A 25,308-nucleotide genomic window follows, 5' to 3' on the forward strand; every position below is an offset into this window, starting at 1 on the left:
ATTTCTTTAAAAAAATTATATTAATTTAATGAATTTGGGAAGGTTTTTTGTTCTTTCATCCATGCATCAAACTCTTCTTGTGTTTCAACAATAATCTTCATTTGCATATTGTAATGAGAAGTACCACAAATTTTGTTACATAAAAGTAAATAATCAAACTCGTAAACCAACTCTTGTCCAGATTCTTCAATCTCAGCTTTACGTTCTGTTCTTAGAGCATTAATATTTTTTACTTTCTCAACCATATCTTCATTTTCACGCATATCAGCTGTTGTGATCGTCGGTGTAAACGCAAATTGAGTAACCATACCTGGCACACAGTTCATTTGTGCTCTAAAGTGCGGCATATAAGCCGAGTGTAAAACATCTTGAGAACGCATTTTAAATACTACTGGTTGTCCTACAGGTAAATGGAGTTCAGTTACAATAACATCATCCTGAGCATTAGGATCATCTTCATCAACACCTAAAACATTAGCACGATCAATATCAATTAATCTAACGTTAGCTTTACCTAAAACATTATCAGCACCACTGTAGCGTGCTTTCCAGTTAAATTGTTGCGCATACAACTCCACTACCATTGGATCTTCATCTTCATCGATATTCATGATATCATTCCAAGTGAATAAGCCATATATAATTAAACCAGCTAAAACAATTACTGGTATAACCGTCCAAATAAACTCTAAAGTTGTGTTATCTGCATAGAACAAAGCTTTTTTCCCTTTTTCTCCTTTGTATTTATAAGCAAAATAATGAAGGACAAATTGCGTAAGTGTTTGTACTATAAAAATAACGACCATAGAGATAATCATAAGGTTATCTACTTCAACACCATGTTCTGATGCAGAATTAGACATTAATGGTAAATCTCCTAAGTACCAAAAACTTAAAATTGTTATTAAATAGATAAAGATTAAAAATCCTATCATTAAATAACCATTGATTTTGTTATCATGGTCATCAGCAACTTGACTAGTAGTTGTGCCAACTTGAGCCAAATCAAAAATCTTTACCATTTGCCATAAGGCAACAGCAACAAAGAGTACAATTATAATCGTTAATAAAGCAGTCATTATAGTTTCTGTTCTTTTTTATATTAATAATGGAAATGTTTACTTTCCTCAATGAATGGGCTTCTTTTTGCCAATAATGGATGTTTGCTTAGCGCTGTAAAAACTACAAACAAAAATATTCCACCAAATAATAAAATTGATCCAATCTCTGGAATTCCAATAAACCATCTGTCTCCTACAGTTGCAGGCATAATCATATTGAAAATATCTACATAATGACCACAAAGTATTACAACTCCTGCCATTATTACAAACCAGTTTACACGTTTGAAATCACTGTTCATTAATAATAATAGTGGGAATATAAAATTCATAGCTATCATACCAAAGAAAGGTAAGTTATAATCTTCTATACGTGTTATAAAATAGGTTACTTCTTCTGGAATATTTGAATACCAAATAAGCATGAATTGAGAAAACCATAGGTACGTCCAGAAAACACTAAATCCAAACATAAATTTAGCTAAATCATGAATATGACTATCATTTACATGCTCTAATAAGCCTTTAGACTTAAGATATATAGTAATCATAGCAATTACAGTAATACCACAAACAAGCATACCAGCTAATAAATACCATCCAAATAATGTACTAAACCAGTGTGGATCTACACTCATAATCCAATCCCAAGACATCATAGATTCAGTATACATAAAGAATACTAAGAATCCTGCTGAAATTCTGAAGTTCTTTTTAAAATTACGGTTATCATTTGCACTATCTTGAGCTAAAGAAAATTTTCTAGAGAAATAACGGTATAGTGACCAACCTGCTAAGAAAATAAAACCTCTTATAAAAAATCCAGGTTTGTTTAACCATCCTGATTTACCAGCTACTAATGCATCATAATTTTCACTGCCCTCAGTAGTCATACCATCAGTTAGCCATACAAATAAATGGCTATCAGCAAAAAATGCAATTAACAATACAATAATACCTCCTGGTAAAACATAATATGTTATACCCTCCATAACTCTAAACAATACTGGAGACCATCCTGCTTGAGACACATATTGTACCGCATAAAATGCTAATACACCTAAAGCGATCATAAAGAAAAAGAAAGCTGCAATATATAAAGCAGACCATGGTCTATTGTGTATTTGGTGTAATACATGTTCTTCATGACTCATGCCATGACCTTCCTCAGCATGAGAAGTTCCATGAGCTTCTTCACCATGATTATCTTCTACATGTAAAGCAGCTTCACCATGAGAATCGGTAGGAGCTTCTTCAGCATGAGTATCTCCATGGCCATGGTGTTCTTCAGCTAAACGCTCTGTAATGTTTGCTTCAGTATATCCATTTGAATCATAGAATCCATAAGCAACACCAAGTGCACCAAGTACTATCATAATAATAGCACCCATTTTTAATCGATTTGAAATTTTATATTCCATTTATATAATCTTTATCTAAATCTTACTTTTCTAAATCTGCTTTAAGCTTCTCAACATAAGCAACAACTTGCCAACGTTCGTTTTCGTTCAATTGGTTAGCATAAGAACCCATTGTATTTTTACCATAATAAATGACATGATAAATACTTCCCGTTGTAATAGCTCTTCCTGCATCACTGTAAGCAGGTACACCTAAGATCTTTTCACGTTGTACTAATTTACCTTTACCATCTCCTTTTGTTCCATGACAAATACCACAATAAATATCATATAAAACCTTTCCTTCCTCGTAGTTAACTTGTAAAGAATCTAAAGGGCTTTGTAAATTAGATTTTGCAAAAGCATAACCATCATTTGTATTCTCTATTTCAAAAGGCATAAAATCACCTCTTGGTATTGAACCTTCGGCTGGTAGTTGTGCTTCAACACCATTACCAAATGCATCTGATTCTTGATAGGCTTCATAACCAACAGATTCATACATGTTTGGCATGTATTGATAGTTAGGTCTTGAGTTCTTTTGGCAAGAAGTAAATCCTACCAATATGACTAATACTACGATATATTTTGTGACTATCTTCATATTAATGTGCGTCTTCATCTTTATCAACAATATTTATCTCAACTGCCCCTGTATTTTTCAACAGATTAGTAAGTGATTCTTCATTATTATGAACTGCGATTTCCATTAAAAAATGGTCATCTGTAGTTCTTGGATCTGGATTTTCAGCCTTCTTAAATGGCCACATTCTACTTCTTAAGTAAAACGTAATAACCATTAAATGCGCCGCAAAAAATACCGTAAGCTCAAACATAATTGGTACAAATGCTGGTAAGTTTTCTAAATAACTAAAACTTGGTTTACCACCAATATCTTGTGGCCAATCTTTAATCATTATAAAATTCATCATTACAGTAGCCACTGTAATACCAATACAACCATAAATAAATGCTGTAATAGCTAAACGTGTAGGTGCTAAACCCATTGCCTTGTCTAGTCCATGAACCGGAAAAGGTGTATATATCTCTTCAATGTGATGTTTTTCCGCTCTTACCGTTTTAACGGCAGACATTAATACATCATCATCTGTATAAATAGCATGAATTACTTTCGAAGCTTCCATAGACTATATTAGTTGTTTAATAAATTTTTAGCTTGTCCTGACCAATCATCTCTTTCTGCTCTTCCAGGGAAAGAACCTGTAATTGAATCTAACAAGTCATATTCTTTTTTCGTCATCTTACTTACCTGAAGGAATGTATAAATACCTATACTATTCAATACCTCTTCCATTTTAGGACCTATACCATTAACTTTCTTTAAATCATCTGCAGTTCCTGTAGCAGCATCAAAAGCACCAATAGTTCCTATAAGATCAGTTACTTTAGTAGTATTATCATCAGATGGAGTATTTTCTATAACTGATTTAGTTGATGTTACAGCAGTTGCGCCTAAATTAGATGTTCTTGCGTCAGCACCTGTACCTACTAAACTATCACCACGTTCTCTAATATTCTTGTAACGTTCACCAGATGATTTTAAAATTGTTTTAACTTCTGCTTGTGCAATTACAGGGAATGTACGAGAGTACAACAAGAATAACACAAAGAAGAAACCTATTGTTCCAATAAAGATTCCGATATCTACAAACGTTGGTGAGAACATAGACCAAGACGATGGTAAATAATCTCTATGTAATGACGTCACGATAATTACAAATCGTTCAAACCACATACCAATGTTTACTACAATTGATATAAAGAATGAAAACATAATACTCGTTCTCAATTTCTTGAACCACATAAATTGAGGTGAGAAAACGTTACAAGACATCATTGCCCAATAAGCCCACCAATAAGGTCCAGTAGCTCTGTTTAAGAATGCATATTGTTCATATTCTACTCCAGAATACCAAGCTATAAACAACTCTGTAATATATGCCACACCAACTATAGAACCAGTAATCATAATTACAATGTTCATTAATTCTATGTGTTGTACTGTAATATAATCCTCAAGATTACACACTTTTCTCATAATAATAAGAAGCGTGTTCACCATAGCAAAACCAGAAAATACTGCACCAGCAACAAAGTAAGGTGGAAAAATAGTTGTATGCCAACCTGGAATTACCGATGTAGCGAAATCAAATGATACAATAGTGTGTACAGAAAGTACTAAAGGTGTTGCTAAACCAGCAAGTACTAAAGATACTTCTTCAAAACGTTGCCAATCTTTTGCACGACCAGACCAACCGAAACTTACTAAAGAATAAATTTTCTTTTGAAAAGGTCTAACAGCTCTATCTCTTAACATCGCAAAATCTGGTAATAAACCTGTCCACCAGAAAACTAATGATACAGATAAGTACGTAGAAATTGCAAATACATCCCATAGCAACGGTGAGTTAAAGTTTACCCATAATGATCCAAATTGATTTGGAATAGGTAAAACCCAATACGCTAACCATGGACGACCCATGTGAATAATTGGAAATAAACCTGCTTGTACTACTGAGAAAATAGTCATGGCTTCCGCAGAACGGTTAATTGCCATTCTCCATTTTTGACGGAATAATAATAGTACCGCAGAAATTAATGTTCCTGCGTGACCAATACCAACCCACCAAACGAAGTTAGTAATATCCCAAGCCCAGTTTACGGTCTTATTAAGACCCCAAACTCCAATACCAGTTGATACGGTATAAATAATACAACCTATTCCCCAAAGAAATGCTACTAAAGCAATGCTGAAAACAATCCACCATGCTCTGTTGGCTTTGCCTTCCACTGGTCTTGCTACATCTACTGTAACATCGTGATACGATTTTTCTCCAGTAACTAAAGGTCTTCTAATAGGTGCTTCGTAATGAGACGCCATAATTATATACTTGTTTCTTTAATTATTATGCTTTTGATGTGTTTCTCACTTTTGTCTGATAGATAACGTTTGGTTTTGTCCCAACGTGTTCTAACAAGTGATACATTCGATCATCTTCTTTTAATTCTGTAATTTTACTGTGCTTGTCATTAACATCACCAAATACCATTGCACCATTTCCACAAGCTGCAGAACATGCAGTTTGGAATTCACCATCTTTAACTTCGCGTCCATCACGTTTAGCATCAAGAATTGTTTTCTGTGTTTTTTGAATACACATAGAACACTTTTCCATAACTCCACGAGAACGTACTACAACATCTGGATTTAAGACCATACGACCTAAATCATCATTCATATAGTAATCGAATTCATCATTCTTATTATATAAGAACCAGTTAAATCGACGCACTTTATAAGGACAGTTATTTGCACAATATCTAGTACCTACACAACGGTTATAAGCCATGTGATTCTGACCTTGACGACCATGTGCTGTAGCAGCTACAGGACAAACCGTTTCACAAGGTGCATGATTACAATGCTGACACATTACTGGCTGAAATGCTACTTGAGGATTATCAGCAGGATTTTCCATCTCACCAAAGCCTCCTAAAGAACCATTATCACCAAATAAGCCAGAAAAACCATCTTTCTTAGCATCATCTGCTTCAAATGTATCTTGATGAGAGTAATATCTATCAATACGCAACCAGTGCATATCTCTACTACGTCTCATTTCAGACTTACCAACTACAGGAACGTTATTTTCCGCATGACATGCAATAACACATGCACCACAACCTGTACAAGCGTTTAAGTCTATTGATAAATTAAAATGATGACCGATAGATCTATCAAATTCATCCCATAAATCTACATCTGGAGAAGTTACAGGAGTTTCTACATGGTTAAGAGAAACAACAGGAATTGCATTCCAGTGTTCTTTAGACTTAGTATTAAAAATTTCTAGATTGGTTTCCTTAATGATATCTCCACGACCCATTAAAGTATTATGCAACTGTACACAAGCAAACTCGTGTTCACCAGAAGCCTTTTCAATAGTAACATCTTGTACTGAACTAAAGTTTTGATATAACGGATAAGCATTCACACCCGTTTTCATTTCTTCCTTTAAAGCTTTAGATGTTCTACCAAAACCAAAAGACAATCCAGCAGAACCTTTTGCTTGACCTGGTTGAATAATTACCGGTACAGTTATCGCATCAGCTCCATTAACTGAAACCTTAGCATAACTACCATTTAAACCACCATTAGCTACGTTCCAATTTTTTATATCTAATCTATCAGCATCTGCTTGAGAAAGGGTTAAATAATTATCCCAAGTTGTTCTAGTTATTGGATCTGGGAATTCTTGTAACCATGGGTTGTTAGCTTGTTGTCCATCACCCATTCCAGTTTTAGTGTAAAGTGACAATTCCATACCACTAGCCACAGTAGTTTTAGCTAATGCTCTTGCCGCTTCACCTCCAGATAATGCAGAAACTGCACCAGCACCACTTACCGTGCCATTACTAACAGTGGTAGACGTTGTACTTGATACGTATTCGTTTTTGTCTTCATCTTTGATTCCAACACCAACTGCAACATCATGAATAACACCACCTAAAAAGGTTCTGTCTTTCTTATCTTTTAATTCAGTTGAAGTTGTTTCAATTGTTGAAGAAGATCCAGTTGAACTAGCGATACTTCTATAAGCAGGCATTACAAAAACACCATCTTGAACAGCTTTATTAAATGAAGAACCATTTAATATATCTTGTGTCCAAACTGATTTTAAATAATCTCTATATGAACCAGACTTGTTAGTCCAACCCATTAATACTTCTTGAAATTGTTTAGTATCAAATAAAGGTCTAATTGTAGGCTGCATCATTGAATAATGACCAGATTTCAATTCAACATCACCCCAAGATTCTAAGTAATGAGGAGCAGCTGCTATATATTGACAGTTTGTTGACGTCTCATCTTGTTTCATAGAGAACGCCACAGATAATTCTGTTTTAGACAAGCCTTCCTTAAAGTCCGAAGCATTAGGTAAAGTATACATTGGATTAACACCATTCATTATGATGGCACCAACTTTCCCTGCTTTCATGTCAGCTACTAATTGAGTAACTGCTTTATTATTACCTTGTCTAGTTTTTATAGTAGTCTTTGGATCAAAAGCTTTACTTCTTAAAAACTCATTGATCTCTAAAACTGTAGTTTGTGCGTTAACATCTTGTATACCTGTAACAACAACACCATTACTACCTGCCTTACTCAATTCATTAGCCGCAGATTGAACAGCACTAGCTAATCCTTCAGGAAGATTAATACTTCCCACTGAATTACCAGTAATACTACTATATAATTTAGCTAAAGCTAATTTTTGTTGACTTGGAGTTAATGGAACACGTTTATCTGCGTTAGCACCCGATAATGACATATTAGATTCAAACTGAATATGCCTAGACATCTTACCATGATCTGGAATACGTTTTTGAGCATAAGCAGAATCAAAACCTCCACCTTGCCAATCTCCTAAGAAATCAGCTCCAACAGAAACAATTGTCATTGCCTTAGAGAAATCATAATTTGCCATTCCTCTAGTTCCATACTTAGCTTGGTATGCGTCTAATGTTGCAGATTCTGAAACAGCATCGTAAGCTACATGACTAACATTACCGTATTTAGCTTTGAATTCAGCAACTAATCTATTAGTAGATGGACTTGGCATAGATTGCGTTAACAATACAATCGCTTTACCATTTAGTCCATTTAATTTTGATGATGTTTCAGACATAAACGTCTCCCAAGAGATAGAAGAGCCACTTTTCATAGGCGTCTTTACTCTAAGGCTATCATATAATCCTAAAACTGAAGCATTAACTCTAGCGTTAGCCACTCCGTTTGTGCCAGCATCAGTGTTATTCTCAATTTTAATAGGACGCCCTTCTCTTGTTTTTACTAAAACACTAGCGAAATCAAAACCATCTGCAATTGTTGTTGCATAATAGTTAGCCACACCTGGAACAATTTCAGTTGGCTGAACAATATACGGTATAGATTTAATCACTGGTCCCTCACATGCTGCTAACGAAGCCGCAGCTGTACTAAAACCAACGTATTTTAAGAAATCACGACGCGAAGTTGATGAAGACTCTAACGAATCTTTATCTCCTAAAAACTCATCAGTTGGAATTTCTTCCACAAACTCATTTTGTTGAAGCGCCTCAACAATAGAGCTGTTTTCGTTTAGCTCTTCAACACTTTTCCAGTATTTCTTGTTTGATGACATAGTGTTTATTTATAATTTTTTGATTTACAATTTACGACTCTTTATCTATACTCTTCCTTCGTAATTGGTCAATCGTATTTTTTTATTATTTACTTTTATCTACAATGAGATTACTACTTTACAGGATGATATACTCTAACACTATTATTAGTAGTGACACTTACCACATTCTAAACCACCCATTTGTGCTACGGTTAATTTATCAACACCGTATTTCTTAGACAGTTCTTCGTGAATTTTAGTATAATAAGCATTATCCTTAACTTTTACATCTGTTTCTCTGTGACAGTTAATACACCAACCCATAGTTAATGGCGCATGTTGATACATGATTTCCATTTCCTCAACAGGACCGTGACAAGTCTGACATTCTATACCACCAACTACAACGTGTTGTGAGTGATTAAAATAAGCAAAGTCAGGCAGATTATGTATTCTAATCCACTTTACAGGTTTAGAATCACCAGTATAACCAGTACCGTCCCATCCTACTGCTTCGTATAATTTTTGAATTTCAGCATTGTAATCTACACCATATTCAGTTCCTTCAGCTAGTGTTTCTGGAGCTACCTCTGAAATTGATTTATGACAATTCATACAAACATTCAAAGAAGGAATACCAGAAGTTTTACTTACCCTAGCAGAAGAGTGACAGTATTTACAATCAATACCATTATCACCTGCATGGATTCTATGCGAATAATGTATTGGCTGAACAGGTTCGTAACCTTGATCTATACCAACTTGCATAAAATAGCCATACACAAAATAACCACTAGCCAACAAAAAGACAATTGCAGTTACTAAAACCAAAAATTGATTTTGAGCAAACGCTTTCCATAATGGTGTTCTTTTTGACTGACCCGCAACATCTATCCCTTTAGCATCAGCAAAACGATCTAACGTACGCTTCACTAAAACTAAAGCCATTGCCAATAATCCAAACAGTACAGCTAACGCTCCAAGTATTAAATCATTTGAAACACCTCCTTGTTGAGCACCAGCATCTGCTGCAGCACTCGGCGCAACAACAGGCTCTTTTTTCTCTTCAGCAGTATACGCCAAGATATCAGAAATATTCTGATCACTTAACTGAGGAAATGCCGTCATAGCAATTCCATTATTATCGTTAAATACTTTGTTTGCATACGCATCACCAGACTTGATAAGCGCAGAACTATTTCTTATCCAAGCACTAAGCCATTCTCTATCTAAACCTTGCTCATCAGCTAATCTAGCCTCAATGTTACGTAAAGCTGGACCTGTCATTGCCTTATCTAATTTATGACAAGCTGCACAATTAGAGTTATAAAGTGACTTCCCATTAACTGGATCACCTTCTTGAGCTATAAGTGAGGTTGAAAACGTAAGCAATAGAACAAGACAAAGACGGTATATCTTTGAGGTTAAACTACAGTAAATCACCTGTTTCATATTATTAGTTGGATTATCTTCTAAACTTTGGTACGGTTTTTTCATTAAAAACTTGAAAAAAGATCTTTATAAAAACTCTGGCAAAAGTAACATTTAAAGTGGATTTTGAAAATCTTAGAGAACTGTTAATATATAATTTATACCAATTCTAAATAATGGGTTTTCAAATTTTATACATGAATAATCGTTCCACTTATATAGACCGCTTGAAGCGCAATTGATTACACCATTACACACAGCGAAAAAAAAAGTATACATGTTTCCGTGAAAACTCTACCTTTGCTGCTCAATTTGATATTAATTCAATTTGTGTTCAAAATTTCAACGATAAATACATTGATAATAGAGAACTATCAATAATAATATAAAAAAAATAACAATATGAAATTAAATAATAAATCCTTTTACCTTATACTTTTAAGCATTCTCTTAAGCTCAACACTACAAGCACAAGAAGGCGTGGTTAATATTAGTCAAGACGATGCTATAGATAAATTACTAGAATATAAAAAGGACATTAAAACCTCAAAAGTTTTTAAAATACAAGTGTATAATAGTACAGATCCAGATAAAGCACAACGCGAAAAAGCCAATTTTTTAAATTCTTATGATGAATGGCCTGTTGAAATTGTATGGAATACTCCAAACTACAAAGTATGGGTAGGAAATTTTGCAACACGACTAGAGGCTGATAGAGCTTTAGTAAAGATTAAGAAAAACTATATGTACGCAAATATTCTTCAGCCTAAAACTGATGATTAGAAACCAAAATATATTCCATAAAAAAACCGACAATTGCTTGTCGGTTTTTTTATTTCGTATAAGTAATTATTTCAACTTTTTCTTAACTTCTACTTCTTGGAAAGCTTCAATTACATCTCCAATTACAATGTCGTTATAGTTTTTAATTTGCATACCACAATCGTAGCCTTTAGCAACTTCCCTAACATCGTCTTTAAATCGTTTTAAAGCATCTAATGTTCCGGTATGTACAACAACTCCATCTCTAATAATTCTAATGTTAGAGTTTCTAAAGATTTTACCATTCATTACCATACAACCAGCAATGTTTCCAACTTTAGATACTTTGAATATTTCTCTAATCTCTGCTGTACCTGTAACCTCTTCTTTTAACTCTGGAGATAACATACCTTCCATTGCATCTTTAAGATCATTAATTGCTGCATAGATAATTGAATAAGTTCTGATATCAATTTCTTCCTTGTCTGCAATCATTCTTGCATTTCCAACAGGACGCACATTAAATCCTACAATAATAGCATCTGAAGCTGTTGCTAATAACACATCACTTTCTGTAATGGCACCAACACCTTTATGAATAATATTAACTTGGATCTCTTCAGTAGATAATTTCTGGAAAGAATCTGTTAAAGCTTCCACTGAACCATCAACATCACCTTTAAGAATAATATTAAGCTCTTGGAAATCGCCAAGTGCAATACGTCTTCCAATTTCATCAAGTGTAATGTGTCGTTGTGTTCTAACGGATTGCTCTCTTTGTAACTGTGTACGTTTTGTTGCAATCTGTTTCGCTTCTCGTTCATCTGAAAAGACATTAAACTTATCACCTGCTTGAGGAGCTCCATCTAAACCTAATATAGATACTGGAGTTGCAGGACCTGCTGTTTTAACGTCTTGTCCTCGCTCATCTTGCATGGCTTTAACTTTACCACTATTTTTTCCTGCTAAAACATAATCACCTACTTTTAAAGTACCTGCTTGTACTAAAATGGTTGAAACATAACCTCTACCTTTATCTAAATAGGCTTCAACTACAGTTCCACTCGCGGCTTTATTTGGATTAGCTTTTAACTCTAATAATTCTGCCTCAAGTAATACTTTTTCTAAAAGCTCTTTTACACCTGTTCCCATTTTAGCAGAAATATCATGAGATTGAATTTTTCCACCCCAATCTTCTACTAAGAGATTCATTTGTGCTAAACCTTCTTTTACTTTTTCAGGATTTGCATCTGGCTTATCAATTTTATTTATTGCAAAAACGATTGGAACACCAGCCGCTTGAGCATGAGAAATAGCCTCTTTTGTTTGTGGCATTATAGCATCATCTGCAGCAACAACAATTATAGCAATATCTGTTACTTGAGCACCACGAGCACGCATCGCTGTAAAAGCTTCGTGACCTGGTGTATCTAAAAATGCTATTTTCTGTCCGTTTTCTAGCTCTACACCATAAGCACCAATGTGCTGTGTTATACCACCAGACTCTCCTGCAATTACATTTTCTTTACGTATATAATCTAATAAAGATGTTTTACCGTGATCTACGTGACCCATCACCGTAACAATTGGTGCGCGAGGTAATAAATCTTTTGGATCATCAATAACATCTTCTATTGACTCTTCTATATCTGCTTTAATAAATTCTACATCGTAACCAAATTCTTCTGCAACAATAGTTAATGTTTCTGCATCTAATCTTTGGTTCATGGTTACCATCATACCTAAAGACATACATGCCGAAATAACCTGAGTTACTCCTACATCCATCATGGTTGCAACCTCACTTACAGTTACAAATTCTGTAACTTTAAGTGTTTTACTCTCTGCCGCTGCAATTTCTTGATCGATTTCTGTTTGCTCACGATGTTGATCTCTTTTAGATCGACGATATTTTGCACCTTTACCTTTGTTAGACTTCCCTTGAAGTTTCTCTAAAGTCTCACGTATTTGTTTTTGAACATCCGCTTCACTTGGCTCTTCTTTAACCACTTTTGGTCTTGACGCGTTACCACCTCTTCCTTTTGGACCGCCACCTCTTCTATTGTCAAAGTTTGGTTTAGAACCGCCAGAATCATTTCCTCCTTTACTAATTCTACGTCTTTTACGCTTATTAGCATCTCCTGCACCACTTGGTTTAACCTCTTTTTTCTTTTTAGGCTTATTAAATTGAGATAAGTCAATTTTTTTACCCGTTGTAACTGGACCTGTAAGCTTTTTATATTGAGTCTTTAAAGTTTCTTCAACAGGTTCTGTTGATTGCTTTGGCTCTTCTTTTTTAGCTTCCTCTTTCTTAGGACTCTCTTTCTTAGGACTTTCTTTTATTTTGGTTTCTTCAGCTTTAACAACTTTATCAACCTTTTCTGTAGTTTCCACTTTAGCAACTTTTTCTACCTTCTCAACTTTTTCAGTTTCTTTAGGTTTTTCAGCTACTTTAGTTTCCTCCTTAGGCTTTTCAGGCTCTACCACTGGCTTTTCAACTTTAGGAGTCTCCTTAACCTCAGCGACTTTAGGAGTTTCCTCTTTTTCTGCCTTAGGCTTTTTATCTAAGTCAATTTTACCAACTTGTTTTGGCCCACTTAACTCAGCTTTCGCTTTAACCACAGATTCTCTTTCTGCTTTTTGCTTTTGCTTTTCTTCAATTTCGCGCTCTCTCTGTTCGCGAAGCTCCTCTTTTTCTTTAAGTTTTGCTTCACTTACTTCTTGAGCTTTTTCACGCTTAGATGCATCAGTCTGAAATTCACCTGAAAGCGTGTTATAAACCTCTTGCGAAATTTTAGTATTAGGGCTTTTCTCAATACTGATACCTTTGGATTCTAAAAAATCCACAGCACGATCTATTGAGATATTTAATTCCCTTAATACTTTATTTAATCTTGTTGTTTGAGCCATAAACTGCCTGTAAAATACTTAAATATATGTTATACCAATATAACTTCAAAATGAAATACTAAAAAAATCATTTTAAAATTAGCTGATATTATTCTTCAAATTCCTCTCTTAGAATCCTAATGACATCTAAGATCGTTTCTTCTTCTAAATCTGTACGCTTCACTAAATCATTAACATCTTGCTCTAAAATACTTTTTGCAGTATCTAAACCAGCTTTGCTAAATTCTGAAATTACCCAACCTTCAATCTCATCAGAGAATTCTTTTAATTCAACATCTTCTTCTGCACCTTCTCTAAATACGTCAATCTCATAACCTGTAAGTTGACCAGCTAAACGAATGTTGTGACCTCCTCTACCAATAGCTTTAGAAACCTCTTCTGGTTTCAATAATACCTCAGCACGCATATTTTCTTCGTCTAATTTTAAAGACGTTACTCTTGCTGGGCTCAATGCTCTCGTTACGAAAAGTTGAACATTATTGGTATAATTAATTACATCGATATTCTCGTTTCCTAACTCACGTACAATACCGTGAATTCTTGAACCTTTCATACCAACACAAGCTCCTACTGGATCGATTCTATCATCATAAGAATCTACTGCAACTTTTGCTTTTTCACCAGGAATACGCACTACTTTTTTAACTGTAATTAAACCATCAAAAACCTCTGGTATTTCTTGTTCGAATAATTTCTCAAGAAAAACAGGAGATGTTCTAGACATTATAATTGCTGGCTTGCTTCCTTTTAATTCTACACTTTCAATAATTCCTCTTACGTTTTCTCCTTTTCTGAAGAAATCTGAAGGAATTTGTTTATCCTTTGGGAGTATAATTTCATTACCATCATCATCTAACAAAATGATTGCTCTGTGACGAATATGATGAACTTCTGCTGTATAAATCTCACCTTCAAGCTCCTTAAAGTGCTTGTAGATGTTTGTATTGTCGTGTTCGTGAATCTTAGAAATTAAATTCTGTCTTAATGCTAAGATAGAACGTCTTCCAAGATCAATTAACTTCACTTCTTCTGCAACGTCTTCACCAACTTCAAAATCTGGTTCGATTTTTTGAGCTTCAGATAATGCAATTTCTTGATTTGGTTCTTCAACTTCACCATCTGCAACAACGATTCGGTTTCTCCAAATTTCTAAATCTCCTTTATCTGGATTTATAATGATATCAAAGTTATCGTCATCACCATACTTCTTCTTCAATGCATTACGTAACACATCTTCAAGAATCGCCATTAGCGTAACTCTATCTATTAATTTGTCGTCCTTAAATTCTGAAAATGACTCAATTAACGCTACATTTTCCATAATTGATATGAATTAAAATTTTATTTTAACTTTTGCTTCTTTAATATTATCAAAAGCAACAGTTTCTGATTTAGCTACTGTTACCTTTCCTTTTCCTATTGGTTTTGGCTCTCTCGCTTTCCAGCTCAAAACCACACCATCATTATTTACTTCTGTAAGTTCTCCTTCAAAACTCTGACCGTCTAACGTCTTAACTTCTAAATTTCTACCTACATGCTTGTTATATTGTCTTGGCAGAATTAAAGGTGTCGCTGCACCTGAAGATAAAACCTCTAAAGAAAAATCATGTTCTTCTCTATCTATATTGTGCTCAATAGCTCTACTAATAAAAATACAGTCCTCTACTAGCACACCATTATCTCCGTCTATTACAATTTTAACAGCATTATCACTAGACAAACTGAAGTCTATTAAAAACAGATCTTGTCTCTCGTTTAACGCGGTTTGTAGTAAGTCTTCTAGTGTTTTCTTAAACATTATTTGATATAAAAAGAGAGGACTTTTCGTCCTCTCGCTTATTTATTTTTAGTAAACAACGGTGCAAATATACGACATTTATATTAATTTATCCAAGCTATGTATTGTCGAATAATTTTCTTAGATTTAGAAAACTAATCTAAAACAACAAAAATGAATAAAATATTAGTTCCTACGGATTTTTCAGATCAAGCGGAGAATGCTCTAAAAGTAGCAGCAATGCTAGCTAAAACTTATAATGCTGAGATTTATTTGCTTCACATGATGGAAATTCCGATGCAACATACAGATCCCGCAAATTCTCATAGTGATATTCCTGAAACTCTGTTTTTTATGAAATTGGCACAAAAAAGATTTGCAGACTTAATGGAGCAAGACTATCTGCAAGGCATTACTGTACATGAAACTGTAAAAGCTGATATTACATTTAATGAAATCAAAGATTCATGTAAAGAATTAGATATAGATTTTATTGTAATGGGCTCTCATGGTGCGACTGGTCTTAAAGAAATGTTTGTAGGTTCTAATGCAGAAAAAGTTGTTCGTACTTCTGAAGTACCAGTTTTAGTAATTAAGAATGAACATAATAGTTTTAATGTATCTGATTTTGTTTTTGCTTCAGATTTTAAAAATGATAATAAAGACACATACAAACAAGCTGTTAAATTTGCTGAAGCGTTTGGATCAAGAATTCATTTACTCTTAGTTATTACCTCTAGTAATTTTATGACAACGTATGAAGCAAAAAGTAGAATCAATGATTTTATTTCTGGTCAGAAATTTGATAATTACACAATTACCATACATAATGATAGTACTGTAGAACAAGGTATCTTGAATGTTTCTAAAGATTTAAATGCAGATCTAATTGGGATTAGCACACACGGAAGACAAGGTATTGCTCATTTCTTTAATGGTAGCATCAGTGAAGATTTAGTAAACCATGCTAAACGACCAGTAATTACATTCAAAATTTAAAAAACAACAACTGCACTATTTAAATGCAAATAATAGTATAAAAACGAAAAAATCCTAATCATTACTGATTAGGATTTTTCTCTTCTGGTTGGCCTACTAGGTTTCGAACCTAGACTCTTCTGTACCAAAAACAGATGTGTTAGCCAGTTACACCATAGGCCAATCTCTCATTTTGAGGGTGCAAATCTAATACAAAGTTTTACTTTGACAAAAAAAAACAACAAAATATTTCAAAATACTTAACGTTAACTTAAAAATGTAGGCGTTTAGGGAATAATTAGTAAATTCGCCAGCATAAATAAGCAAGGTTTTCATGACAGATTTTAACTTTAAAAAGTGGAACATCATCTTAGGATGGTTTGTTTTTGCCGTAGCAGTTGTAGTTTACGGTCTTACTATTGAGCCAACCGTTAGTTTTTGGGATGCAGGCGAGTATATTCTAACCTCTTCTAAATTACAGGTAGGACATCCACCTGGAGCTCCATTATTTCAAATGTTTGGAGCCTTTTTCTCGATGTTTGCTTTAGAACCTTCTCAAATTGGTGCGATAATGAATATGATGAGTGGTGTTGCAAGTGCATTTACCATTCTTTTTATGTTTTGGACCATAAGCATATTACTTGTAAAACTTGTAAAATATAATAAAGATGATAGTCCTAGTAAGGCCTATGCTATTTTAGGTAGTGCAATGGTTGGTAGTTTGGCTTTTACTTTTACAGATTCATTTTGGTTTAATGCTGTAGAAACTGAAGTTTATGCCATGGCAACATTAATAATGTCTGTTTTGTTTTATTTAGGTTTACGTTGGGAACAAGAAATGAATGAACCGAGAGGTAACCGTTGGTTGATACTTATTGCTTTTGTAATAGGGCTTTCTTTTGGTGTTCACTTTATGGGCTTATTAACCATTCCTGCAATTGGTTTACTTTATTATTTTAAAAATTATAAAACTATTACGGTTAAGAATTTTATAATTGCAAACGTTGCTTCTGCTGCAATCTTACTTTTTATCTTCAAATTATTATTGCCTTCTACCCTAAAATTATTCGGTTATTTAGAAGTGTTTTTTGTAAATTCTATTGGATTACCTTTTAATTCTGGAACTATTATTACAGGTATAATGGTTATAGGGTTGTTCTATTTTGGATTGAATTTTACACAAAAAAAAGGAATGAAGCATGTTAATACTTTAGTCCTTTGTTTAATGTTTATTTTTATAGGTTTCTCATCTTGGATGATGTTGCCTATCCGTGCAAACGCACAAGTGGTTATTAATGAAAACAACCCTTCAGATGCTAGAGAGCTCTTAGCTTATTATAACTTAGAACAATACCCAGAAACCCATTTGTTTTATGGACCACAGTTTACTGAAATCTATTCTGGCGCTGATAAAGATGAACCTTTTGTAGATGACAAAAAGAATTACGAGCGCGATGAACAAGCTGGTAAATATGTTATTATTAACGATTGGGAAAAGAGCAAACAGAACTACAACCATGAGCACGCTTCTATTCTTCCAAGAATGTGGAGTTCTGAACATGCTGAAAATTACATGATGTTTACTGGTCTAATTGACTTTAAGGTAGATCCTAATCTACAAACGCGCGCCTACAATGAAGCAATGAATGCTGGTTTATCAGAAGAACAATCTGGACGATATGCTTTGGGTGAAAAGCAACAATTTGACCAACTTGTAAATGACTTTAAAATGCGAGTGGCCAGAGGTGAAATTGATTATGAAGATTACAATCAGTTTTTAAAACGTTACGGACAACAATATTTAGTCATTGAAAAACCGTCGTTTACAGACAATATTATGTATATGTTTCAATATCAATTTGGCTACATGTATTGGAGATATTTTATGTGGAATTTTACAGGTAGACAAGATGACATTCAAGGCAGATACACATATAAAAATGGTAATTGGATTTCTGGAATAAACGTTATTGACGAAATGCATTTAGGCGTTTCACAAGATAATTTACCAACAGATGTATTAGAAAACAAATCTAGAAACACTTATTACTTCTTGCCACTTATATTAGGTTTAGTTGGTTTCTTTTTCTTAATGTATTCCGATTTAAAACGTTTTTGGGTTTTATTAGTATTCTTCTTATTAACAGGTTTAGCAATTCAATTTTACACTAACATTAGACCTTTTGAGCCTAGAGAACGTGATTATTCTGTTGTAGGTTCGTTCTATGTATTTGCTATATGGATTGGTTTTGGAGTTTATGCGATTTATGATTTATTAAGATCGAGTATTAAAACGAAATTTTTAGCACCAGCCATTACTTTGGTTTGCATTATTATTGTGCCTGGTGTGTTAGCTGCAAATAATTGGGACGATCATGATCGTTCTGGCAAATACACTACAAATTCTATGGCTCGTAAATATTTAGAGTCTTGTGCACCAAATGCAATTCTATTTACCATAGGAGACAACGATACATTTCCGCTTTGGTATTTACAAGAAATTGAAGGAGTACGAACGGACGTGCGTGTGGTTAATACCAGTTTATTTCAAACTGATTGGTACATTGACCAAATGAAACGTAAGGCTTATGATAGTGACCCTATTCCTTCGCAATTAACGCATAACCAATATAGAGGAGGAACTAGAGACGTTATTGCTTATAAAGAGATCAGTGAGAAAATTGCTAGAGATACTCTAGATATTAAACAATTTATGGATTTCATTTCTAGTGAAAAACCTAACACTAAAGTAAAGTTTGCTGTAGAAGCGCAACAAGATGATCCTGAGCGCTACCCTAAGCACTTATTAAATTCTAATTATTATCCAACCCGTAACATTAGTATTCCTGTTAATAAGGAAGTGGTGCTTAAAAACGGTATAGTTAAACCAAAAGATGCAGATAAAATTGTAGATCACCTTTACACCCAAGTTAGTGGAAGTTACATCTATAAGAATCGCCTTTTAATGCTAGATATTCTTGCAAATAACAATTGGGAAAGACCAATATACTTCACAGGAGGTGCATTTGGCGCAGAAGATTACGTTTGGTTAAAAGATTATTTACAGCTAGATGGTATGTGTTATAAACTAGTACCTATTAAAACGGCTGTAGATAGAGCTAACCCATATGATATGGGACGAGTAGATCCAGACTTAATGTACGATATGGTGAAGCATTGGAAATGGGGCGGCAGCGGTGAAGACATGTACTACGATATTGAAACTAGAAGAAATGGTATTACGTATAGAGGTAATTTAGCACGTTTAATTGAAAGCCTTATTAATGAAGAAAAATTAGATAAAGCTGAAGAAATTGCAGACATAGCTATGGAAAAAATGCCTGTAGATAAATTTGGGTTTTACTCTCTACTTGAACCTTACGTTAGTGCTTATTATGAAATAGGAAACGTAGAAAAAGGACGAGCACTTTATAAAGATGTAGCTAAGAAATATCAAGAAAATCTAGTGTATTATAGTGGTCTATCCTTGGAAAACCAAGAACAAAAAGTTGGAGAAGAAATATATTTAGATATTCAACGCTATAGAGCGTTAATAGATATTTTAGTCATCTATAACGATAAAGACTTTGCTTTACAAGAAACAAAGACCTTTAATAGTTATTTAACTCTGTTTGATGCGCTTATGGATCGCTATAGTGATGATGAGTTACCTGAAATACCAAATGATATGGATATGCAAAATGCAACAAAAGATACCATTGAAAACATTGCACCTGAGAATTAATTGAATATGAAGATTATTCCAGCTAAAACACCAGACTTTGTAAAATCATTGTTCCCAAATTTTATCTGGAATATCAACACCAGCAACAAAGAACTCTATCTAACCTTTGATGATGGTCCCACTCCCGAAATTACGGATTGGGTACTTTCAACATTAAAATCATATAATGCCAAAGCGACTTTTTTTTGCATTGGGAAAAATATTGAAAAGCATTCAGAAATTTTTCAAAATATAATTAAAGATGGGCATTCCGTTGGAAACCACACATACGATCACTTAAAAGGCTGGAAAACAAAAACCAAAACCTATATTGAAAATATAGAATTCACGGACTCTGTAATACAGTTTCAAATTCAAAATTCAATATTTAAAGACAGTAATGCGGTAAATTCAGGCAAAATTTTTAGACCTCCATACGGCAAGTTTAAAACAAAGCAGAGTAAACAAATTCAAAAATTAGGCTATAAAATTATATTATGGGATGTTTTATCTTATGATTGGGATAAAACGGTAAAAGAAGAAGTTTGTCTTAAAAATATAACCTCAGCAGCCAAAGAAGGCAGTATAGTTGTGTTTCACGATAGTGAAAAAGCATCAAGAAATTTAAAATATGTACTTCCAAAGGTATTGGAATATTATAGCGAAAAGGGTTACAAATTTAAAGGTGTTTTTAACACATAATAAGTGTTTTTTTTTGCACTTTCTAAATTTCATCTTGTAGAAAAATTACGCACTAAACGTATTCTTGTATAATTGCTATCAAAGAATTAGCATCTTGCCCACCACTATGCCTCCATTTCATTTCACCATTTTTGTAGATAATTAAAGTAGGTAGTCCCTTTACGCGCAGAGCTTCTGCAAGTTCTTTATTCTTATCAACGTCAATTTTTATCACCCTAGCTTTATCGCCTAATGCAGCTGCAACATCTCTGAGTATTGGATGCATAGCTATAGATTGATCGTTTTCTTCAGTATAAAAATCCAATAACACCGGAATTTCAACATCAATTAATTCACCAAATTTTGACATAGATTATCGTTTTAGTCAAATGAATAAGCACCTTAAACCTACATTAATTTAAATAGCAAAAGTTTTAAATAAGATGCTCAATAATATAAAAATACGCAATTCTTTACAATTATGCACTTTTAGTGCCTTTTTTGAGCTCAATCACTGTGATTTCTGGCCAAATACCAACACGTCCAGGATAACCCAAATAGCCAAACCCTCTATTAACATTAATATGTTGATTTAACTCAGTGTAAATGCCTGCCCAATACTTATATCTCCATTTTGCTGGACTCCATTTTATCCAACCAGGTATTTCAATTCCAAATTGCATACCATGTGTATGACCGCTTAACGTTAAATGATAATGATAAGGATCTCTAAGAACTCTGGCTTCCCAATGACTAGGATCGTGCGTCATTAATATTTTAAAATCATCTGATTGTATTTGTGATGCTGCTTTCTCTAAATCTCCTGCTTTTTTAAAAGGTCCTTTTCCCCAATTTTCAACACCAACTAATGCTAAACGTTGACCATTTTTTTCGAGATAACGACTTTCATTTAATAATAAATCGAAACCCATCTCTTTTTGAATATTTTTTAATTCTTCGAGATTTTGATTTTTTTCTTCTTCACTATTCCAATCTACATAATCTCCATAATCATGATTTCCTAAAATAGAAAACTTGCCATCCGTCGCTTTTAATCTCCCAAAAGTTTCCATCCAAGGCAACATTTCAGAAGCTTTATTATTTACCATATCTCCAGTAAATAATAATACATCAGATTTTTGCTCATTGATTAAATCAACAGCATATTCTATCTTCTCCTTATTATCAAAACTACCGGAATGAATATCACTAATCTGAGTTATTCTATAGCCATCAAAAGCTTCGGGCAAATCATCAAAATGAAGCGTATAATTTAAAACTCTAAAATTATATTTACCCTGAAACATACCATATAATAAAGAAGTAAAAGGAATAGCTGCAATACCTAAAGCAACTTGACTCACAAATTTTCTTCGTGATGGAAGATAAAAGGCGTCTTTTTGAGTCATTAGTTTTTCGTACAACCCAATGGAACTTCTCATAATATCTTCACCAATTAAAAAGGGCAATAACACTAAATTAAATGCAGAAAATGCCAATATAAATCCAAAAGCATAACTTTTATTAAGTGTTAGTACTCTCCCTTCATTACTCATAGCAAATTGAAAGATAAAATTACCAACCACAATAATTGCAATACCAAAATAAATGAAATATACCCATGGTTGCTTGGTTACTGTTTTTACAGCCTGAAAACCGTAAATAGTAGATATTACAAATAAGACTGAAAAAAATACCCAGCGTATCATCAAGACAATTACTTTTAGATTACAAATTTAAAACTCTTAAACCGTTCTTATCTTATGAAAGTGTTAAAGGTTTTAATTTAAAGACTTTAAAGCCAAACGTATTCCTTTTTGCTAAAATTTAAGACCGTCAAAGCTTTTCTAACTTACATTTTATAATAATAAAATATTTGGTTAAAACGAGTTTCCTTTTTTTAAAAAACTTTAATTTAACCATCTTTACAAACACTGAAATAGAGTAATAGGTTTAATCACTGAAAAGTACATTTTATATTCATAACACTATTCAGCAAAATTCCCCTCTAAAATTTTAATTAGTCCTAAAAAAGGATCACGCTAAATTTTGGAAATAAAATTTCAAAAAAATATCAAAAACATGAACCAACAAAAATCCTATCGTTCCTCTTTTATTTTACTAACAACATTATTCTTTCTATGGGGATTTATAACAGTTTTAGTAGATTCTTTAATTCCGAGATTAAGGGAACTTTTTACTTTATCCTATTTTCAGGCTGGAATGGTACAATTTGCTTTTTTCGGAGCGTACTTTCTACTCTCAATTCCTGCAAGTTACATCTTATCTAAAATTGGTTATAAACGTGGTATTATCTTAGGCTTATTAACCATGGCATTGGGTTGTATCTTATTTTATCCAGCAGCGTCTTATCGTGAGTTTGGGATATTTATGCTAGCTTATTTTATTTTAGCTGGTGGTATGACGATTCTTCAAGTAGCTGCAAATCCTTATGTCGCTGTTTTAGGCTCTGAAGAAGGTGCCTCTAGCCGATTAAATCTATCTCAAGCTTTTAATGCCTTAGGTACAGCAATTGCTCCAGCTATAGGAGCTTTATTTATATTAAGTGATAAAATTAAAACGAAAGACGAAATTGCAGCTCTAGTAGGTACAGCAAAAGAAACCTATTTAGCAGCTGAAGCATCAGCAGTTCAAACTCCTTTTCTTTGTTTGGCATTATTCATTGTTTTAATAGCTGGTATTTTTCTTTTTGCAAAATTACCTAAACTTATTAGTGAAGAATCATCAGGAACCTATGCAGACGTTTTCAAACAAAAAAATCTAATGCTTGGAGTCCTAGGTATTCTGTTTTACGTTGGAGCAGAAGTCGCTATTGGGAGTTACTTAGTCAACTACTTTTTAGATATGAATTTAGTTGAAGTGATAAAAGATAACGGATTTATGAAATCCATTGCAGAAGGCATCCTTAATTCTGGACTCGCAGAAAACGACAACAAAGCTATCGTCGGTGTCTTTGTCACCTTTTATTGGTCTGGTGCAATGATTGGTCGTTTTGTAGGGTCGTACTTAACTAAAATTATGAAACCAGGTAAAGTCCTTGGTATGTTTGCTTCCATAGCAATCACTTTAATTGTTATTTCTATTAGCACCACTGGCTTAGTGAGTATGTGGAGCATTTTAGCAGTAGGACTCTTTAATTCTATTATGTTCCCAACCATTTTTACGTTAGCACTTAATGGCATTGGTGATTTAAAACCTAAAGCTTCTGGACTGTTATGTACAGCAATTGTTGGCGGTGCAATTATCCCACCACTTTATGGCTATTTTACAGATATAATAGGTTTTAAAGCAGCTTTTGGGTTTGTTATTGTTTGTTATGCTTACATACTTTGGTATGGTTATAAAAATTCTCGAAAATCAACACATGAAGCGTAGAAAATTTATAAAAGCAGCATCCTTAACGAGTATGGGTTTAACACTAGGAAGTACTATGGTTAATTGTGATGAATCCACCACTGAAATAGCAGCCTTACAAAAAGAAAAAGTCATTGCTGATCTAAAAGGCTTACCGCTAGTCATTGCCACGTGGCATGTTAAAGAGGCTACTGCAAAAGCCATGGAAGTGCTACAAGCAGGAGGTAATTCTCTTGATGCGGTTGAACAAGGTTGCAAACTTGAAGAAGCCAATGAAAAAAATCAAACCGTAGGCAAAGGCGGCTTACCAGATAGAGATGGCAACGTTACTCTAGATGCTTCCATAATGGACAAACATGGAAATTGTGGGTCTGTGGTTTATCTTCAAAATATTACGCATGCCGTTTCTCTGGCTAGAAAAGTGATGGAAGACACACCGCATGTGATGCTCGCTGGTGAAGGTGCTAAACAATTTGCCATTTCAAAAGGCTTTCAACCCGAAGAGTTATTAACCGAAGCTTCAAAAAAAGCATGGGAAAAATGGAAAATTGAAGCCAAATACAAACCAATCATTAATATAGAAAACCATGACACTATAGGCATGTTAGCCATTGATAAAAATGGAGATATTGCTGGCGCCTGCACTTCAAGTGGTTTAGCTTATAAAATAGGAGGACGTGTTGGAGATAGCCCAATAATAGGTTCCGGATTATTTGTAGATAATGAAATAGGTGGTTGTGTAGCGACGGGTTTAGGTGAAGAAGTGGTAAAAACCGTTGGGAGCTTTTTGGTAGTTGAATTAATGCGACAAGGAAAATCACCTCAACAAGCTTGTGAAGAAGCTATTGGTAGAATTGTAAAAAAACCTAATAGCAATTACAAGAATTTCCAAGTAGGATATATTGCAGTAAATAAAAAAGGAGAAACTGGGAGTTATTCAATCCATCAATGGTTTAGTGTGACAAAATTTCAAGATGGAATAAACGAACAAATTCAATCGGATTATTATAATAAAACATAA

At 33.8% G+C, this 25,308-nt stretch carries 18 protein-coding genes and 1 tRNA gene; 6 read left to right on the forward strand and 13 right to left on the reverse strand.

All coding sequences use genetic code 11. The features are described 5' to 3' along the window. Positions 1-20 precede the first annotated feature (20 nt). The 7 genes from ACJJVO_RS10425 to ACJJVO_RS10455 form a co-directional block, all read right to left on the reverse strand. The gene (locus ACJJVO_RS10425) at positions 21-1,079 is read right to left on the reverse strand and encodes a cytochrome c oxidase subunit II (RefSeq protein WP_405573729.1); all 1,059 of its coding nucleotides are present in this window, start codon (positions 1,077-1,079) and stop codon (positions 21-23) included. A gap of 23 nt (positions 1,080-1,102) precedes the next feature. Next, positions 1,103-2,482 (reverse strand): quinol:cytochrome C oxidoreductase, encoded by a 1,380-nt coding sequence (locus ACJJVO_RS10430; protein ID WP_405573732.1) that lies wholly within the window; start codon positions 2,480-2,482, stop codon positions 1,103-1,105. Positions 2,483-2,504: 22 nt separating this feature from the next. Continuing rightward, a complete protein-coding gene (locus ACJJVO_RS10435) occupies positions 2,505-3,065 on the reverse strand; it encodes a c-type cytochrome (protein ID WP_405573735.1) in 561 nt (186 codons plus the stop codon). A gap of 1 nt (position 3,066) precedes the next feature. Continuing rightward, complete coding sequence (locus tag ACJJVO_RS10440; protein ID WP_405573738.1) at positions 3,067-3,606, reverse strand: DUF3341 domain-containing protein; 540 nt, start codon at positions 3,604-3,606, stop codon at positions 3,067-3,069. An 8-nt stretch (positions 3,607-3,614) separates the two neighbouring features. Further along, the gene (gene nrfD / locus ACJJVO_RS10445; protein ID WP_405573741.1) at positions 3,615-5,363 is read right to left on the reverse strand and encodes an NrfD/PsrC family molybdoenzyme membrane anchor subunit; all 1,749 of its coding nucleotides are present in this window, start codon (positions 5,361-5,363) and stop codon (positions 3,615-3,617) included. 25 nt (positions 5,364-5,388) lie between these two features. After that, positions 5,389-8,667 carry a TAT-variant-translocated molybdopterin oxidoreductase gene (locus ACJJVO_RS10450; RefSeq protein ID WP_405573744.1) on the reverse strand — a complete coding sequence of 1,093 codons (3,279 nt, stop codon included), beginning with the start codon at positions 8,665-8,667 and terminating at the stop codon, positions 5,389-5,391. Between the two features lie 147 nt (positions 8,668-8,814). Next, positions 8,815-10,101, reverse strand: a complete 1,287-nt coding sequence (locus tag ACJJVO_RS10455) for a c-type cytochrome (protein ID WP_405576936.1) — start codon at positions 10,099-10,101, stop codon at positions 8,815-8,817. A 381-nt stretch (positions 10,102-10,482) separates the two neighbouring features. On the opposite strand from ACJJVO_RS10455, the gene ACJJVO_RS10460 reads away from it, so the two are divergent. After that, a complete protein-coding gene (locus tag ACJJVO_RS10460) occupies positions 10,483-10,863 on the forward strand; it encodes an SPOR domain-containing protein (protein ID WP_405573747.1) in 381 nt (126 codons plus the stop codon). A 66-nt stretch (positions 10,864-10,929) separates the two neighbouring features. On the opposite strand, the gene infB is transcribed toward ACJJVO_RS10460, so the two are convergent. The 3 genes from infB to rimP form a co-directional block, all read right to left on the reverse strand. After that, a complete protein-coding gene (gene infB, locus ACJJVO_RS10465) occupies positions 10,930-13,752 on the reverse strand; it encodes a translation initiation factor IF-2 (RefSeq protein ID WP_405573749.1) in 2,823 nt (940 codons plus the stop codon). 88 nt (positions 13,753-13,840) lie between these two features. Continuing rightward, positions 13,841-15,073: a transcription termination factor NusA gene (gene nusA, locus ACJJVO_RS10470; protein WP_115816984.1), complete on the reverse strand. Its 1,233-nt coding sequence runs from the start codon at positions 15,071-15,073 to the stop codon at positions 13,841-13,843. A 12-nt stretch (positions 15,074-15,085) separates the two neighbouring features. Beyond that, positions 15,086-15,550 (reverse strand): ribosome assembly cofactor RimP, encoded by a 465-nt coding sequence (gene rimP, locus ACJJVO_RS10475; RefSeq protein WP_405573752.1) that lies wholly within the window; start codon positions 15,548-15,550, stop codon positions 15,086-15,088. A gap of 153 nt (positions 15,551-15,703) precedes the next feature. On the opposite strand from rimP, the gene ACJJVO_RS10480 reads away from it, so the two are divergent. Then, the gene (locus tag ACJJVO_RS10480; RefSeq protein ID WP_405573753.1) at positions 15,704-16,528 is read left to right on the forward strand and encodes a universal stress protein; all 825 of its coding nucleotides are present in this window, start codon (positions 15,704-15,706) and stop codon (positions 16,526-16,528) included. A gap of 85 nt (positions 16,529-16,613) precedes the next feature. Here the strand turns inward: ACJJVO_RS10480 and ACJJVO_RS10485 are convergent. Beyond that, positions 16,614-16,690, reverse strand: a tRNA-Gln gene (locus tag ACJJVO_RS10485). A 151-nt stretch (positions 16,691-16,841) separates the two neighbouring features. Between ACJJVO_RS10485 and ACJJVO_RS10490 the strand changes: the two genes are divergently transcribed. Together ACJJVO_RS10490 and ACJJVO_RS10495 are read left to right on the forward strand one after the other, a co-directional pair. Beyond that, complete coding sequence (locus ACJJVO_RS10490; protein WP_405573755.1) at positions 16,842-20,252, forward strand: protein O-mannosyl-transferase family; 3,411 nt, start codon at positions 16,842-16,844, stop codon at positions 20,250-20,252. 6 nt (positions 20,253-20,258) lie between these two features. Further along, positions 20,259-20,933: a polysaccharide deacetylase family protein gene (locus ACJJVO_RS10495; RefSeq protein ID WP_405573758.1), complete on the forward strand. Its 675-nt coding sequence runs from the start codon at positions 20,259-20,261 to the stop codon at positions 20,931-20,933. Between the two features lie 52 nt (positions 20,934-20,985). On the opposite strand, the gene ACJJVO_RS10500 is transcribed toward ACJJVO_RS10495, so the two are convergent. After that, entirely contained in the window at positions 20,986-21,282 is a 297-nt protein-coding gene (locus ACJJVO_RS10500) for a thioredoxin family protein (RefSeq protein WP_405573760.1), read from the reverse strand. Positions 21,283-21,391: 109 nt separating this feature from the next. Beyond that, on the reverse strand, positions 21,392-22,621 hold the full coding sequence (locus tag ACJJVO_RS10505) for a metallophosphoesterase (RefSeq protein WP_405573763.1): 1,230 nt from the start codon (positions 22,619-22,621) through the stop codon (positions 21,392-21,394). 373 nt (positions 22,622-22,994) lie between these two features. On the opposite strand from ACJJVO_RS10505, the gene ACJJVO_RS10510 reads away from it, so the two are divergent. Together ACJJVO_RS10510 and ACJJVO_RS10515 are read left to right on the forward strand one after the other, a co-directional pair. After that, positions 22,995-24,308: a sugar MFS transporter gene (locus ACJJVO_RS10510; protein ID WP_405573766.1), complete on the forward strand. Its 1,314-nt coding sequence runs from the start codon at positions 22,995-22,997 to the stop codon at positions 24,306-24,308. Continuing rightward, positions 24,298-25,308, forward strand: a complete 1,011-nt coding sequence (locus ACJJVO_RS10515) for a N(4)-(beta-N-acetylglucosaminyl)-L-asparaginase (RefSeq protein ID WP_405573769.1) — start codon at positions 24,298-24,300, stop codon at positions 25,306-25,308. Before ACJJVO_RS10510 ends, ACJJVO_RS10515 begins: the two co-directional genes overlap by 11 nt.

This window comes from Winogradskyella sp. Asnod2-B02-A (genome assembly GCF_045063645.1).
Lineage (GTDB): Bacteria > Bacteroidota > Bacteroidia > Flavobacteriales > Flavobacteriaceae > Winogradskyella.